The sequence below is a fragment of the Arsenophonus endosymbiont of Apis mellifera genome (assembly GCF_903968575.1).
GTDB classification, from domain to species: domain Bacteria; phylum Pseudomonadota; class Gammaproteobacteria; order Enterobacterales; family Enterobacteriaceae; genus Arsenophonus; species Arsenophonus apicola.
On the sequence record NZ_CAJCFU010000066.1, the window covers coordinates 36,426 to 53,054 of the forward strand.

Here is a 16,629-nt window from a genome sequence, read left to right on the forward strand (position 1 = left end):
CTCATTAATTGCATCGGTTATTTTTTTATTTTAAGCTGATTTCTTTAATTTTATATGAGGCCGGAAACCTGGCCGGGGTTGATACCACTGTTAGAAAAAACGCGTAGTCAAACTAGAGCAGGCTACCGTCGTGAGGAATGCTATTATGGCGCAATTATCTATTTTTGCACCTGTGCCAATCGGTCATGGTTGCTGTATTATTAATGACTACGGAGCGTTCAGCTTCGAAAATACTTTATTCTCTCATTTCTCTTTTTTCTCAGCCTATAGGCGTGAGCGAACTCTTCCTTATAACTATCGATTAAGTCATAATATCAAGACAAAATCGGAAGTTGTGGGAGGTTTTGCCCATGTCAAATAATATCTCATTAGCTCTCAGTAAAGAACCGACCGAGATAAATAATCGTGCTCAACTGGTTAAGACATTAACTTTAATCCAGGTTGTCATGATGGGGTTGGCTTATTTGCAGCCAATGACGGTTTTTGACACTTTTGGTTTAGTGTCATTAAAAACTGATGGGCATGTTCCCTCTTCTTATATTATTGCTTTGATTGCTATTCTTTTTACCGCATTGAGTTATGGTAAATTGGTAAAACGGTTTCCTTCCGCCGGATCGGCTTATACCTATGCGCAAAAATCTATGAATTCACATATAGGTTTCATGGTGGGATGGTCATCTTTGCTTGATTACTTATTCATGCCGATGATTAATATATTGTTAGCTAAAATTTATCTTGAAGCCATTTTCCCGGGCATTGCTCCCTGGATTTTTGTTGTCGGATTAGTTTTATTGATGACTATTTTTAATCTGCGCGGTATCAATTTAGTCGCAAATTTAAATACGATTATCGTTATTATTCAAATCGCTGTCATGCTCGTTTTTTTAGCGGTTCTGATCCATGGATTATCTAAAGGCGAAGGTTCTGGCCAGATTTGGTCATGGAGACCTTTCACCTCTGAACAGGCACATTTAATTCCAATGATCACCGGGGCGACGATTTTATGTTTTTCATTTCTCGGTTTTGATGGCATCAGTTCACTATCGGAAGAAACACCAAATGCAGGAAAAGTGATCCCAAAAGCAATTTTTTTGACGGCATTGATTGGTGGTTTGATTTTTATTGGCGTTTCTTATTTTTTACAGATGTATTTTCCTGATGTTTCGCATTTTAAAAAACCTGACGAATCACAACCGGAAATTATGTTATATGTTGCTGGTGCTCTATTTCAGTCTATTATTTTGGTTTTTTCTTGTGCAACCGTCTTAGCTTCAGGCATGGCTGCCCATGCCGGTGTTTCGCGTCTCATGTATGTTATGGGCAGAGATGGTGTTTTTCCTGAGCGTTTTTTTGGTTATGTTCATCCTACCTGGCGAACACCTGCTTTTAATGTCATTTTAGTTGGCATATTGGCGTTAACAGCAATTTGGTTTGATATGGAAATTGCGACAGCGTTGATTAATTTTGGGGCATTAATTGCATTTACTTTTGTTAATCTTTCGGTTATTTCACAATTTTATTTTAGAGAGCGTCGTTGCCATACTTGGCAGGATAAGTTTAATTACTTAATTTTACCTATTATGGGCGCTTTAACCGTATCTGTGCTTTGGATTAATTTAGAGAAAACTTCCATGTTGTTGGGGATGGTATGGGCGGCGGTTGGCATTTTTTATATGGCAATTATTACTCGCCGTTTTCGTCGGCCATTACCACAAATGAATGACGTTTAGTGATCGCAAAAATTAACGCTATTAACAGTTTATCCGCAGCAAAGGTCAATTATTTGGCCTTTGCTACGTTAGGCTACCATGCTTTTGTATTGTATAAACATAAACGAAATTAACTGGCGATCTGATTGGCATAATCTACCAGCGCTTTTAGTTGCTGGCACTTTTGTTTATTTTCATGATGTTCGGCAAATAATTGCTCGATAGTTTGCAGATATTGGGTTATTTTCTCGCTAGTTAATCTATCGCGGCGATGGTGTAACCAGGCAAGCTGTTCTTGTTCTGTCAGTGTGGCCGGATAGTTCCTGGCACGGTAACGAAAAAATAATTGGCTCATGCGTGGATCGTCAAATTTGAGATCTAATGCAGGTAAATTTTGTGGTAAAGTTTGACGGATAATGGCCATTGTTGAGCGATCATTATCACTAAAGAAACCGGAATATAGCATAGCATCTACATCAGTTGCGCTAGGAAAAGGTTGCGCCTCAGTAAATAGCCGAATAACTTTATCTCGCACTTCACTATGTTGTCGCAATATGGCTAAATTATTCTGACAAACATCCAGATCAAGAGCTATGCGCTGAGCATCTGCTGTCCGCAGGGTGTTGGCAGGGGCCAAAATGGGACATTTATTAATATGTATCAGTTTGATAGGAATGGCTAATTCACCGGCTAACTCGGCCTTAGGCGTATATAAACGTTGCCTGAGTGTATCACTATCTAATGTTAGCAGTGGACTAATATCTGCGGCCAGATCACAGGCAATAATCGCATTACGGTTTTCGGGATGCCAAGCGAGTGGGGCAATTAGACTGGTATTGGCTCGTATTGCACCAAACATGCCAGAAACATGAACTAGCGGGGTCATTGCAATAATATCAATCAATTGCTTAACTTCATTTTTATTTCTTAATTGAAAGAAGTAATCAAACATTTTCGGCTGTGCTTGCTTAATTAATTTTGCCATTTCGATAGTCGCATAAACATCCGCTGTTGCATCATGCGCATTGGCATGCTCAATACCGTTTGCAACGGTTAAATGTTCTAGTTTAAAACTGGGGAGTCCCTCGTCATTGCTAGGCCAATTAATACCATCAGGACGTAATGCATAGCAGGCCCGTAACACATCTAGTAAATCCCAACGTGAATTACCTTGCTGCCAGCTATAAGCATATGGATCATAAAAATTACGATAGAAGATATGGCGAGTGACTTCATCATCAAAACGAATATTGTTGTAACCGAGAATACAACTATTAGCTATGCTAAATATTTCATGAATACGTTTAGCGAATTCTGCTTCATTTATGCCATGAGCTATTGCATATTGGGGGGTAATACCCGTGATCATTACTGCTTGAGGTTGAGGAAGATAATCATCGGCAGGAGCACAGTAAAAAATTTGTGGATCTTCGATAATGTTGAAATTTGAGTCAGTTCTGATACCAGCAAATTGTGCGGGTCGATCGAGAGCAGTATGCTGCCCAAAAGTTTCATAATCGTGAAACAGAAATGAGGATTTTTGCTTATTGGCCAAAATATTTTCCCATTTTTTATGTAGCGCAATATATTGTTTAATAATATTAAAATATTCTAATCTGACAATGAATGTTTTTTTACTCTACACGTTAACTTATTTTTAATTACTCATGGGTGACTAAATCAAAGATAAGTTTTACGCTTTAAATTATCCGCAATAATCTGAATAAATAATTGAACTGAATATCCTCATGATGTAATCAATTATTGTTGTATTGGCGTTAATTTTGAAGATTTTACTTATTTGTATTTATTGGGTTAATTTAATTTGGGTTGTTAATAACACAAAATTAATAAAAGCAAAAGAGAGAATTTATTATTAACGCCAGGATAATAAAACAGAGTAAAAATGCTAGAAATTAGCTTGTTTCAATCAGTTAATCGCCGTATCGTGTAGTTTGTTATTCATAATGCATATGTTTTATTGAAAGGTATAAGAAATGACAAGTAAAAATAAGCAGTCATTCCAAAATGTACTGGAGTTTGTGCGTATGTTTCGTCGTAAAAATAAGATCAAACGTGAATTAGCAGATAATGAAAAAAAAATTCGTGATAATCAGAAGCGAGTTCTACTGTTAGATAATTTAAGTGAATATATTAAAGAAGGCATGACCATTGAAGAGATCAGAGCAATAATCGCTAATATGCGTAGCGATTATGAAGATCGTATCGATGATTATAATATTAAGAACGCCGAATTATCAAAAGAGCGGCGAGAGTTAACCCAAAAATTAAAAACCGGCCCTGATAGCGACAGCCAATAATACGGGTAAAAAACTTTATTAACCCCCTGTGACACTATTTTACTACAGGGGGTTGGTAATGGTTATTTGATATTTAAACTTAAATTTGGAGCTATTACTGTTTAGATCTGTTGATAAGTTAGCTTATTTTCAGCAATATTAGACAGCTCTTCTATAGCAATATCTTGCCATGTAACCTAGCCTATTTGGTGGAGTTAAATCCGTTGGTGATTACCTGTAGTAGGTAAATCAAGTAGCTCACTAGGCCGAAGAATAGTGTAATTTAATGAACTGGTTTTTTAGGTAGCTCTCTATCATCGATTTATGGGCGAATTACAGACCGAAAAGCGCTTTAGATGAAAGATATTTCCATCCATCACCACAGCCGACAAAGGTCACGAGTAATAATCGTTTAAAATTTAACATTTCGGCCGATTTGATAATATTAAGATTGCCGATTAGGTAGTTATTACTACCAAGAGTACTAAATATAATACTGTTATTAGGAATATTAGCAAAAATATTTTTTATGTCGTTATATTGGCAAGCATCTCCAACAATGAATTGCGCGCCAATCTTTGTTAGTCGTGTTTTATATTTTACATTACGAATAAAAGAGATCACTTAATGACCTTGCTGAGGACCATATTATACGAGAAGATAACCCATCCCTTTGCCTGCGCCAAAAACAATCCATTGAGACATATATATTCTACTAAAAGGACTTTGATATAAAAGGTGCTTAAGTGAGTTTTAATTAAAATTCAGAATAAAAAATGCCCTAATTCGGGCATTTTTTTATTGATCATCATTTGGGTTTAAACATTTTGGATGTAGCAACATTGGTTGCTACATGACCGCCAGCACCATTTTTGCCATGGAAAGTTATTGTAGGTCGTACATAAGCTTTAATTTCCAAATAGCTTTCAGTAATTTCAGGCGCCGGTGCCTTTGTGGTAGGGGCAGAGGAAAAACCGGTTTTTTTGCCTGTTTTTAACGTGGTAATTCTTTCCTTACGATGATTGGTTTTTTTTGCAATGACATCAGTCACAGAAGATATATTTGGCTGAACATGGCTACAATTTTCATCCGATAAGATGGCTATTTTTTCCTGACTCATTTCTTGGACTGAATGTTCATCTTTATTAATTCCATCGGCTATGAAAAATTCATCATTAACAGATAGACTATTTTGTCGCTGCTCATCAGCTGCTGCACCACTTTGTACTTGCTTTTCTACCATTACATTAAGACTGTTTTCAGACATCACTTTGGCTTCAGTAAGTGGTTGACAAGCTTTTTCATTTTGTTCAGTAGCTTGATTCTTAATGGGAATAAGTAATATTTCAGCAAAGGGTAGAGACCTTTCTGTCGCCGTTGATTGGTCAGGCAAAAGCCATATTTCCGTTGATTGAATCGCTTCACTAATTGATGCTGTTTTTTCTTCTGTTTCAACCTTATCGATGATGTCATTACCATCAATTGGCTTAGCAGAAGATGCTGTTTTTTCACTAATTGTCATCATATTTTTGCTATTAGATGACATTTCATGCGATTCATTTAATTTAATCGGATACTGGATCCAGACTTTACCTGAAGATAATTCAGGAGAAGCAACGGCCATTTTTAATGGTACTAAGGATTTGTCCTGATTTTTATCACGATAGCGACGACGACGTTGTCCGCTAACGCGTAGGTGACGGGGAGAACGTCTTGATCGCCGCGGAATGATGGTGTCTTGTCGTTCATTAGCAGAATTGGTAGATGCTTCATGAGATTCAGCCTGTTCTGTCACATGCGGCATATTGATTGTTTTTTCTTTCGCTATCGATTCAGTTGGCATAATGGGTGCGGTAGTTAACAAAGCAGGCTCTGAGTCTGCACCATTTGTAATAGGCAACTTAATATCCTGATATTCTTTATCAATAGGTAGATTTTGTTGCTCTGCCACGCTATTGGTGATCCTCACCGATTGAACCAATTGACGCTGTTGACGGCGGAGCGGGACAACGACCGTTTTTTCCGTTTCAGTCTCTTTCTTATCTAGTGGCTGCGTTTTTGTCTCAAGTTGCTGTTGTCGTTTTTCATCCTGACGACGGCGACGTTCAGCTCGCTGTTCGCGACGCTGTTGTTGAGTTTCACGTGCAGCACTATCTTGAGTATCGTTAAAATGACTTTTCTGATTACGGCTCTTACGCGTTTGCGGATCATCAGTATTGCCATGATTTTGGCGGTTATCTATATTGTCGTTCTGTTCACGACGCTGAGTTGGCCGACGATTATTACGTCGTTCACTATTACGTCGTTTGTCATTAGCGTTTTTCGATTTTTTTACTGTTTCTGCAATAGGTGGTTGGGATTGAGTAAATAATTTTTTCAAGAAAGAGGTAATACGATTAAATAGACTTGTTGAAGTCTGCTTGTTGGTTGATTTCCTCTGTTTACTTGATTTGCCCTTAACAACCACGGCATTTTTTGTATCTGCTTGAGATTGGAGAGCAAAAGTAGAAATAGCCGGTTGTTCCGGTAGCTTTTTCTCACCGCCAGCATCATCTATTTGATTATTGGTTTCAGCTTCGTGATATTGCGCGAGATAGTAACTTAAGGCTGAAACTTCTTCACCTTTACGAATGCGAATTACATTGTAATGAGGTGATTGCATCTGATCGTTAGGAACAATAATGACACGTATATTATGTTGTCGACGCTCAATTTCAGTGACAGATTGACGTTTTTCATTCAGTAGATAAGATGCAATGGGTACCGGTACAATCGCGTGTACTTCATGGGTATTTTCTTTTAATGCTTCTTCTTCGATTAAACGTAAAATAGAGAGTGAAAGTGATTCATTGTCACGAATTGTTCCTGTACCGCTACAACGAGGGCAAACGTGATGACTGGATTCACCCAGTGATGGACTCAAACGTTGGCGTGACATTTCAAGCAGACCAAATCGTGATATCCGAGCGATTTGGATACGTGCTCGATCTTGGCGTACCGCTTCACGCAAACGGTTTTCGACTTCACGCTGATGGCGAACAGGTGTCATATCAATAAAATCGATAACAATCAGTCCACCTAAATCACGTAACCGTAATTGACGGGCAATTTCATCAGCAGCTTCTAAATTGGTGTTGAATGCGGTTTCTTCAATATCGCCACCACGGGTTGAACGTGATGAATTTATATCGATAGCAGTTAATGCCTCAGTGGTGTCGATAACCAGTGCACCACCCGACGGTAAACGAACCTCACGTTGAAAAGCGGACTCAATCTGTGACTCGATTTGATAATGGCTAAAAAGGGGAACATCTCCACTATAGTATTTAATTTTACTTGCAAAATCGCCACGACCAATCGCTTCAATATGATGGCGAGCCATGTCGACAATTTTCGCATTATCAATCAGGATTTCACCAATATCAGGGCGCAGGTAATCACGAAAGGCTCGTACAATGACGTTACTTTCTTGATGAATTAGGAAAGGCGCGGCTCGGTTTTCCGCTGCTTTTTTTATGGCTTGCCAATGCTTGAGACGATATTGTAGATCTTGTTGTAGCGCTTCCGCTGATTTTCCAACACCCGCAGTACGGACAATTAATCCCATCCCATCGGGTATCTCCAATGAGGATAATGCCTTTTTCAGTTCTGTGCGATCTTCACCCTCAATACGTCGTGATATTCCACCTGCACGAGGGTTATTTGGCATTAAAACAAGATAGCTGCCCGCTAAACTAATAAAAGTCGTTAGCGCAGCCCCTTTATTTCCTCGTTCTTCTTTATCAACCTGGATAATAACTTCCTGGCCTTCTTTTAAAACATCCTTTATGTTAGGGCGACCGTGAGGTTGATAATGACTAGGGAAATATTCACGAGCAATTTCTTTAATTGGGAGAAATCCATGCCTTTCTGATCCATAGTCAACGAATGCTGCTTCCAAACTAGGTTCTATACGGGTAATTTTGCCTTTGTAAATATTTGCTTTTTTTTGTTCGTGTCCGGGATTTTCAATATCTAGGTCATAAAGACGTTGCCCATCAACAAGAGCAACGCGCAACTCTTCTTGTTGAGTTGCGTTAATTAACATTCTTTTCATTATAAATACTCATTATTCTACTAAGTCAAAAAGTTGCGACTAAAAATGGTTACTGTTGACCGATGGTTTCGTGACTTTTACAAAATCGTCAACCTCGCGGTTGTCGGTTGTATTGAAACGCAATTTTTCGGTGAAGCTACGTTTAAATAAAATGCTGCATTCTTAAATTAGTACTGTTGCTGAATTTATTCGTTCAATGTACAGTTTAGCTAATCCAGTAAACCTTTGTTCACAATTCAATAATTTATTTTGATTTTACACACCGTCTTACACCATTGCTGCGTTTATGTGTCATCAAAATAAAATAGATAGATCTCAAATTACGCCAACGATTGTTTTAATAAACATTATGGCAACTGTCCATTATTCCATTGCTTATGGGTAGATATCAAGATAACTTTTGCGATTTATTGCTTTTTTATAGGGGAAAATGTGAAAAAAATGCATTTGACAAAGGAATTGACAATGTTTAAGAAAAAAAGGCGGAAACAAGGTATCATAATATTCGGTCACACTATTTACCAAACTTAAATGTTAACAAAATGTTGTAATAAAATAATGAAAATACAGAATCAGGTTCAATTTGTTACTATCAATAATGATGAAGCAGGGCAACGTATTGATAATTTTTTATTGACACGTTTAAAAGGCGTTCCTAAGAGTATGATTTACCGGATTATTCGTAAGGGTGAAGTAAGAATAAATAGTGGTAGAGTTAAACCTGAATATAAAATTCAAGCGGGCGATTTAATTAGGATACCGCCCGTTCGACAGGCAGAGAAACAGCAGAATGTTATTTCGGCTAAATTGGATAAAGTAGCCGCACTCACTGATTGTATAATTTACGAAGATGAACATTTGCTGGTTTTGAATAAACCTTCCGGTATGGCTGTTCATGGTGGTAGTGGGGTAAATTTTGGGGTTATTGAAGCTTTACGTGTATTACGTCCTGAAGCACGTTTTTTGGAACTTGTACATAGGTTAGATCGCGAAACATCAGGGGTTTTATTAATAGCTAAAAAACGTTCAGCGCTCAGGGCATTACATCAGCAGTTGCGTCTGAAACAGATGCAAAAACAGTATCTTGCGCTGGTAAAAGGACAATGGCCATCGCATATTAAAGTTATTCAGGCTCTTTTATTAAAAAATATTTTACAAAGTGGCGAACGGATAGTGAAAGTCGGCGCCGATGGTAAATATTCAGAAACCCATTTTAAAATTGAAGAACGTTTTTCTAATGCTACTTTAGTCAAAGCCAGTCCAATAACAGGGCGGACACATCAGATTAGGGTACACGCACAATATGCAAAGCATCCTATCGCCTGTGATAACCGTTATGGTGATCTCGATTTTGATCAACAGTTAATTATTACTGGTTTAAAACGACTTTTTTTGCATGCGAGTTCATTAATGTTTATCCATTCCGCCAGTGGGGAAAAATTAACTTTTAACGCCCCTCTAGACCAACAACTTAAAAGCTGTTTAGCAATATTACGTAAGCAATAGTGCATAGCTAATCAAATTAGCAAACCAGATTGAATTATCAACCGGTTTGCTTTTTGTATGCAGTGATATTATTAATTGAGAGGATTGATGCCGTGTGTGCGTAACATATTGATTAAACTAATTAAAGGTAACCCAATTAAAGTATTAGGATCCCGTCCCACCAGTTTTTCAAATAATGTAATGCCTAACCCTTCTGACATAAAGGCCCCCGCGCATTGGTAAGGTTGTTCTTTTAACAGATAATTTTCAATTTCCATATCATTTAAATGGCGAAAATGGACGGTGAAAAGTTCACATTTGGTGTTGAATTTTCCAGTTTCACTATCAAATAAGCAAAGGCCAGTATAGAAGGTGATTTTTTTACCAGAAGCTTGCTTAAGTTGTTTGAAGGCCGCAGTATGAGTTAATGGTTTTCCTATTATTTGATTTTCTAGCAGACCCACTTGGTCAGCACCTATTATTAAATGGGTTGGATATTTAATGGCTAATGATTTTGCTTTTTCAGTGGCTAAACGAGTGACGAGAGAAGTTGCTGATTCATTGATTAATGGGGTTTCATCAATATTTGCTGCATCGGCAGTAAAAGGTAAGCCTAACTTTTCCAGGAGCTGATAGCGTGAAGATGACATTGACGCCAATACAATTGATTTCATAAAATATCTAAAATGCATAGCTAAATGAGGTAAGACATTTTAAACTAAACAGAGCTTAAATAGCGAATATTTGATGGGAAAATAGGCAAAAGCTGCCATTTCCTTTGACTATGTCTCATTACAAAGATAATATGCGCGCCTTATGCAAAAGGTAAAATTACCCTTAACGATTGATGCGCTTCGCGCAGCACAAAAAAAATTGGATTATTCAGGATATTATTCACCTGAACAAGTTTTGCGTGTCGTAGGATCAGTAGTAAGTATAGATAGTGATGTAACTTGTGAACTGTCGTTTGCAATAGATAATCAACATTTAGTTGTCATAAAAGGTGATTCTGATGTTGATGTCACGTTAAAATGTGAACGTTGTGGTAAAAATTTTAACCATCATGTTCATGTCACTTATTGTTTTAGTCCTGTCATTGATGATGAGAGGATTGCGTTATTACCTAAAGAGTATGAGCCAATCACTGTTGATCAATTTGGTGAAATAGATTTGCTAGCAATGATTGAAGATGAAATAATCCTCTCTTTGCCGGTGATCCCGGTTCATAACTCTGAACGCTGTGAAGTGTCCGACGCGGATATGGTTTTTGGTGAGCTGCCTAACGAGGCAGAAAAGCCAAATCCCTTTGCCGTATTAGCTAGTTTAAAAAAAAGTACTTAAGGAGTAAGGTCAATGGCCGTACAACAAAATAAACCCACTCGTTCTAAACGTGGTATGCGTCGCTCACATGATGCATTGACAACTGCTGAAGTGTCAGTAGATAAAACTTCTGGTGAAAGCCATTTGCGTCATCATGTGACTGCTGATGGCTACTACCGTGGTCGCAAGGTTATTAATAAATAATTGTTGTGTTAATTATTAAACGATTAATGCCTTGGCTAATTTAATCTTAGCATTAGATGCGATGTGTGGGGACAAAGGTCCTCATATCATTGTGCCTGCTGCGTTGCAGGCACTTGCATCTAACCCACAGTTAAGATTATTACTGGTCGGTATTCCCGAAATTTTAAACCCACTGCTTGCAGATCAGCCTGCTGAGCTGCGTGATTGTTTGCAAATTATACCTGCAGAATATGCTATTGCTAATGATATCAAGCCGTTACAAGCAATTAGACAAAGTAAAGGCTCGTCAATGCGGATTGCGTTAGAATTAGTGAAGTCTGGTCAGGCTCAAGCATGTATTAGTGCTGGAAATACTGGTGTACTTATGGGGTTAGCAAAACTCATATTGAAAACCATACATGGTATTGAAAGGCCAGCGCTGACAACGATTTTGCCAAATCAAAAACATGGTAAAACCGTTGTACTTGATTTAGGCGCTAATGTTAACTGCCATAGCCAAATGCTAGTACAATTTGCCGTGATGGGCGCAGTAATGGCTGAAGAGATTGCTAATATAAGCAATCCACGCGTAGCGTTATTAAATATTGGTGAAGAGGAAAGTAAGGGCTTAGATAATATCCGCGAAGCCGCCTCAATATTAAAAGCAACGTCTTCTATAAATTATATTGGTTATGTAGAAGGTAATGAATTATTGACGGGTAAAACTGATGTATTCGTTTGTGACGGCTTCGCAGGTAATGTGACGTTGAAAACAATGGAAGGTGTAATACGCGTTATTTTATCTTTAGTAAAGTCTTCAACTACAGAAAATAAGATCTCATCGTGGCTGATGAAGTTGATTAAACCTTGGTTACAAAAACGTATCACAAAACGTTTTGGGCACCTGGATCCTGATCAATATAATGGTGCTTCACTTTTAGGATTACAGGGCATTGTAATTAAAAGTCATGGAGCGGCAAACCAAAAAGCATTTAAGGCTGCAATTGAACAGGCGATTCAGGCGGTAGAAAAGCAAATTCCTAATAGAATTGCGACTCGCTTGAATACCTTACTACCCAAGAGTGATTAAAGCAAAATGTATACAAAAATCTTAGGTACTGGCAGTTATTTGCCTGTACAGATTCGTACGAATGCTGATTTAGAAAAAATGGTAGATACCTCTGACGAATGGATAACTACCCGTACAGGGATTAAAGAACGCCGTATTGCTACAGGAGAAGATAACGTATCTACAATGGGCGCTAAAGCTGCGCAAAAGGCGTTGGAAATGGCAGGCATTGCAGCTAATGAAATTGATTTAATCATTGTCGCAACGACTTCTTCGACTCATGCTTTTCCTAGTGCAGCGTGTCAAATTCAGCAAATATTAGGTATTCCAAACTGCGCCGCATTTGATATTGCTGCTGCATGCGCTGGCTTTACTTATGCATTAAGTATTAGTGATCAGTTTATTAAAACGGGGATGGCGAAAAAGGTATTAGTTATCGGTTCTGATGTATTATCAAGCGTATTAGATCCGAATGATCGTAGTACACTCATTTTATTTGGTGATGCCGCGGGTGCAATTGTTGTCGGTTGTTCACAAGAGCCTGGGATTTTGTCAACTCATTTACATGCCAATGGTAATTATGGTGATTTGTTAACTTTACGTCATCAAGAGCATAGTAAACACGCCGAGCCAACATATGTGACCATGGCGGGTAATGAGGTTTTTAAGGTAGCGGTGAATGAGTTAGCCAATATTGTGGATGAAACATTAGAAAAAAATGCGCTCGATAAATCAAAATTAGATTGGTTAGTCCCTCATCAAGCTAATTTACGCATTATTCAAGCAACAGCAAAAAAACTGGCTATGCCAATTGATAAAGTGGTTATTACTCTGGATAGACATGGTAATACTTCAGCGGCTTCAGTACCGACAGCGTTTGATGAAGCTGTCAGAGATGGCCGTATTCAGCGCGGCCAAATGGTATTGCTTGAAGCATTTGGCGGCGGTTTTACTTGGGGTTCAGCGCTGATCCGTTTTTAAGTTATACAGGAAAATAAAAATGTCTAATTTTGCAATGATCTTTCCTGGCCAAGGTTCTCAATCTCTAGGTATGTTAGCTGATTTAGCAAAAGAGTTTACCGTAGTAGAGGAAACGTTTGCTGCGTCTTCTGATGTCTTAGGATATGATTTATGGGATTTGGTTCAGAATGGCTCAGAAGAAGAGTTAAATAAGACTTGGAAAACGCAGCCAGCACTTTTAACCGCATCTGTGGCAATTTTTCGAGTATGGCAGGAAAAAAAAGGCAAAATGCCTAAACTTATGGCAGGCCATAGTTTAGGTGAATATTCTGCATTGGTTTGTGCCGACGTCATCGATTTTAAGTCCGCTGTCAAATTAGTAGAACTACGCGGGCAATTGATGCAAGAGTCTGTACCGGCAGGAATGGGTGCTATGTATGCAATTATTGGTCTAGATAATGAATCGGTATTAGCATCATGCCAGCAAGCTGCGCAAGGTCAAGTCGTTTCGGCTGTTAATTTTAATTCGCCTGGACAGGTTGTCATTGCAGGTGAAAAGAGTGCTGTTGAGAGAGCAGCAGCCTTATGTAAAGCTGCTGGGGCAAAACGTACTTTGCCATTGGCGGTCAGTGTACCTTCACATTGTGCTTTAATGCAGCCCGCAGCAAACAAATTAGCACAAGCATTAGAAGAAGTTGTGTTTAATAAACCTAACATCGCTGTTGTAAATAATGTTGATGTTAAAATCGAAAATTCGGTAGACGGCATTCGGCATGCCTTAGTCAGGCAGCTGTATAATCCTGTACGCTGGGTTGAAACCATCGAATTCATGGCGGAGCAAGGGATCGTGCAACTATTAGAAATAGGGCCAGGTAAAGTATTGATTGGTTTAACTAAGCGCATTGTGAGTACGATTAATTCAGCAGCAATTAATGATAGGGCATCATTAAACGCTGCGTTGATAGATAATTGAGGAAAACATGAGTTTTGATGGAAAAATAGCCTTGGTAACTGGAGCTAGTCGTGGTATCGGGCGCTCAATAGCTGAACTGTTGGCTGAACGTGGTGCAAAAGTAATTGGTACCGCTACAAGCGAAGAAGGTGCTAAGGCGATTAGTAGCTATCTTGGTGATAAAGGTAAAGGTTATGTCTTGAATGTGACAGATACTGAATCTATTGATACTACTCTATCTAAAATTCGTGAAGAATTTGGTGAAATTGATATTTTAGTCAATAATGCAGGTATTACCAGTGATAATCTATTGCTGCGAATGAAAAAAGAAGAGTGGAACAAAGTTATTGATACAAACTTAACTTCGATCTTTAGTTTATCCAAAGCTATAATGCGTTCAATGATGAAAAAACGTTATGGGCGCATTATCTCTGTTGGCTCAGTGATCGGTACAATGGGTAATATTGGACAGGCAAATTATGCAGCGGCTAAAGCAGGTGTTATCGCTTTTAGTAAATCGTTAGCGCGTGAAGTAGCTACCCGTGGTATTACGGTGAATGTTGTTTCTCCTGGTTTTATAGAAACGGATATGACTCGAGCGTTGACAGACGAACAGCAAGCAGGCATTTTAGCTAATGTTCCTGTGGGGCGGCTCGGTGATGCAAAAGAAATTGCCAGTGCTGTAGCATTCTTAGCTTCTGATGAGGCGGCTTACATCACGGGTGAAACATTACATGTCAATGGTGGCATGTGTATGATTTAAAAACCAATGAATCATTTGCATGATTAATGCTAAAATAGCATATAATAATGCGAAATCAGGTTCGAATAGCCAGGATTGGGTTGTGCCTTTCCTGTATCTAAACTACGAAAATCATCGTGAAAGCGAGTTTTAATAGGAATTTAAATAGTATGAGTACTATAGAAGAACGTGTTAAGAAAATAATTGGTGAACAGTTAGGTGTTAAACAAGAGGAAGTTAAAAATAATGCTTCATTTGTTGAGGATTTAGGTGCGGATTCTCTTGACACTGTTGAACTAGTAATGGCATTAGAAGAAGAGTTTGATACTGAAATTCCTGATGAAGAAGCGGAAAAAATCACGACAGTGCAAGCTGCTATTGATTATATCAATGCTCATCAAGCATAAGCCGCAAATTTAATTATAGAGAGCATTTATGCACATATTCAGGCGGTCAATCGACCGCCTATATTTTCACCAAAACTTATTTCTTTTTCTGGAGGATATACGTGTCTAAGCGTCGAGTAGTTGTGACTGGACTCGGCATGTTATCTCCTGTCGGCAACACAGTTGAATCATCTTGGAATGCTGTATGTGCTGGACAGAGTGGCATCAGCCTTATAGAGCATTTTAACACTGAAAACTATACAACCAAGTTCGCCGGTCTAGTTAAAGATTTTAAGCATGAAGATTATGGTATTTCGGCCAAAGATGCGCGCAAGATGGATCTTTTTATTCAATATGGGCTTGCTGCGGGTAAACAAGCTATCAAAGATGCAGGCATAGAAATTACAGAAAAAAATGCGCATCGTATTGGAGCCGCAATTGGTTCTGGCATTGGCGGATTAGGTCTAATCCAGGAAAACTGTAATGATTTGCTGACTAATGGTCCACGTAAAGTAAGTCCTTTTTTTGTCCCTTCAACCATTATCAACATGGTAGCTGGGCACTTAAGTATTATTTATGGTTTTAAAGGCCCCACTATCTCTATTGCTACTGCTTGCACTTCAGGGGTGCATAATATTGGTCATGCCGCGCGTATTATTGCTTATGGTGACGCTGATATCATGCTGGCAGGTGGCGCAGAAAAAGCAAGTACATCTTTAGGAATTGCTGGATTTGGTGCCCTTAAAGCCTTATCAAGACGTAACGACGAACCTGAGCGAGCAAGCCGCCCTTGGGATCAGGAGCGAGATGGTTTTGTATTAGGTGATGGAGCCGGTATTTTGGTGCTGGAAGAGTATGAACATGCTAAAGCTCGAGGCGCTAAAATTTATGCTGAATTAGCTGGTTTTGGCATGAGTAGTGATGCCTATCATATGACGTCACCACCAGAGAATGGTGAAGGTGCAGCACTGGCTATGATAAATGCATTACACGATGCAGGTATAGAAGCCGAGAAAATAGGTTATATTAACGCTCATGGTACATCTACACCAGCAGGAGATATTGCTGAAGCGCGTGCAGTTGCGTCGATTTACACAGGCCAGAGTAAAATAATGGTTAGCTCGACTAAATCGATGACCGGTCATTTATTAGGAGCAGCAGGTGCAATTGAAGCTATTTTTACGATTTTGTCGTTAAGAGATCAACTTATTCCACCAACGATTAACCTTGAAAATCTCGATAGTAAATTAGATAAATTAGTGAAGACAGGCCCGCTAGATTTTGTACCTGAAATGGCACGTAGAGTTAAAGATATGCAGTATGCATTATGCAATTCTTTTGGTTTTGGTGGTACAAATGGCTCGATTATTTTCCGTAAAGTTAATTAATTGATATTTTCTTATAAATAGGCCTCAACTTGACTTAAG

16 protein-coding genes are annotated in these 16,629 nt (G+C 38.6%); 12 read left to right on the forward strand and 4 right to left on the reverse strand.

What is annotated here, in order from left to right; translation table 11 throughout:
- The first annotated feature begins 145 nt into the window (after positions 1 to 145).
- Positions 146 to 361 (forward strand): hypothetical protein, encoded by a 216-nt coding sequence (locus H1X92_RS11080; RefSeq protein WP_180560207.1) that lies wholly within the window; start codon positions 146 to 148, stop codon positions 359 to 361.
- Complete coding sequence (locus H1X92_RS11085) at positions 351 to 1,730, forward strand: APC family permease (RefSeq protein WP_180560208.1); 1,380 nt, start codon at positions 351 to 353, stop codon at positions 1,728 to 1,730. The genes H1X92_RS11080 and H1X92_RS11085 overlap by 11 nt, the downstream gene beginning before the upstream one ends.
- A 109-nt stretch (positions 1,731 to 1,839) precedes the next feature.
- On the opposite strand, the gene sbcB is transcribed toward H1X92_RS11085, so the two are convergent.
- Complete coding sequence (gene sbcB / locus H1X92_RS11090) at positions 1,840 to 3,267, reverse strand: exodeoxyribonuclease I (RefSeq protein WP_370520688.1); 1,428 nt, start codon at positions 3,265 to 3,267, stop codon at positions 1,840 to 1,842.
- A gap of 439 nt (positions 3,268 to 3,706) precedes the next feature.
- Here sbcB and tmaR point away from each other — a divergent pair, with 439 nt between their 5' ends.
- Positions 3,707 to 4,030: a PTS system regulator TmaR gene (tmaR, locus tag H1X92_RS11095; protein ID WP_180560210.1), complete on the forward strand. Its 324-nt coding sequence runs from the start codon at positions 3,707 to 3,709 to the stop codon at positions 4,028 to 4,030.
- 312 nt (positions 4,031 to 4,342) lie between these two features.
- Here tmaR and H1X92_RS11100 read toward each other — a convergent pair whose 3' ends face one another.
- Together H1X92_RS11100 and rne are read right to left on the reverse strand one after the other, a co-directional pair.
- Entirely contained in the window at positions 4,343 to 4,633 is a 291-nt protein-coding gene (locus H1X92_RS11100; RefSeq protein WP_180560211.1) for a hypothetical protein, read from the reverse strand.
- Positions 4,634 to 4,817: 184 nt separating this feature from the next.
- Complete coding sequence (gene rne, locus H1X92_RS11105; protein ID WP_180560212.1) at positions 4,818 to 8,105, reverse strand: ribonuclease E; 3,288 nt, start codon at positions 8,103 to 8,105, stop codon at positions 4,818 to 4,820.
- Between the two features lie 558 nt (positions 8,106 to 8,663).
- Here rne and rluC point away from each other — a divergent pair.
- On the forward strand, positions 8,664 to 9,611 hold the full coding sequence (rluC, locus tag H1X92_RS11110) for a 23S rRNA pseudouridine(955/2504/2580) synthase RluC (RefSeq protein WP_180560213.1): 948 nt from the start codon (positions 8,664 to 8,666) through the stop codon (positions 9,609 to 9,611).
- 71 nt (positions 9,612 to 9,682) lie between these two features.
- Here the strand turns inward: rluC and H1X92_RS11115 are convergent, their stop codons facing one another.
- Positions 9,683 to 10,264, reverse strand: coding sequence for a Maf family protein (locus H1X92_RS11115; protein WP_180560214.1), 582 nt, complete (start codon positions 10,262 to 10,264; stop codon positions 9,683 to 9,685).
- A gap of 142 nt (positions 10,265 to 10,406) precedes the next feature.
- Here H1X92_RS11115 and yceD point away from each other — a divergent pair, with 142 nt between their 5' ends.
- The 8 genes from yceD (at position 10,407) to fabF (ending at position 16,590) form a co-directional block, all read left to right on the forward strand.
- A complete protein-coding gene (gene yceD / locus H1X92_RS11120) occupies positions 10,407 to 10,931 on the forward strand; it encodes a 23S rRNA accumulation protein YceD (RefSeq protein WP_180560215.1) in 525 nt (174 codons plus the stop codon).
- 12 nt (positions 10,932 to 10,943) lie between these two features.
- Positions 10,944 to 11,114: a 50S ribosomal protein L32 gene (gene rpmF, locus H1X92_RS11125; RefSeq protein ID WP_180560216.1), complete on the forward strand. Its 171-nt coding sequence runs from the start codon at positions 10,944 to 10,946 to the stop codon at positions 11,112 to 11,114.
- Between the two features lie 31 nt (positions 11,115 to 11,145).
- A complete protein-coding gene (plsX, locus tag H1X92_RS11130; RefSeq protein WP_180560217.1) occupies positions 11,146 to 12,183 on the forward strand; it encodes a phosphate acyltransferase PlsX in 1,038 nt (345 codons plus the stop codon).
- Positions 12,184 to 12,189: 6 nt separating this feature from the next.
- A complete protein-coding gene (locus H1X92_RS11135) occupies positions 12,190 to 13,143 on the forward strand; it encodes a beta-ketoacyl-ACP synthase III (RefSeq protein ID WP_180560218.1) in 954 nt (317 codons plus the stop codon).
- Positions 13,144 to 13,162: 19 nt separating this feature from the next.
- Entirely contained in the window at positions 13,163 to 14,095 is a 933-nt protein-coding gene (gene fabD / locus H1X92_RS11140; RefSeq protein ID WP_180560219.1) for an ACP S-malonyltransferase, read from the forward strand.
- Between the two features lie 7 nt (positions 14,096 to 14,102).
- The gene (gene fabG / locus H1X92_RS11145) at positions 14,103 to 14,837 is read left to right on the forward strand and encodes a 3-oxoacyl-ACP reductase FabG (protein WP_180560220.1); all 735 of its coding nucleotides are present in this window, start codon (positions 14,103 to 14,105) and stop codon (positions 14,835 to 14,837) included.
- Positions 14,838 to 14,986: 149 nt separating this feature from the next.
- Positions 14,987 to 15,223, forward strand: coding sequence for an acyl carrier protein (acpP, locus tag H1X92_RS11150; RefSeq protein ID WP_180560221.1), 237 nt, complete (start codon positions 14,987 to 14,989; stop codon positions 15,221 to 15,223).
- Between the two features lie 101 nt (positions 15,224 to 15,324).
- Positions 15,325 to 16,590 (forward strand): beta-ketoacyl-ACP synthase II, encoded by a 1,266-nt coding sequence (gene fabF, locus H1X92_RS11155; protein WP_180560222.1) that lies wholly within the window; start codon positions 15,325 to 15,327, stop codon positions 16,588 to 16,590.
- The last annotated feature ends 39 nt before the right edge of the window (positions 16,591 to 16,629 follow it).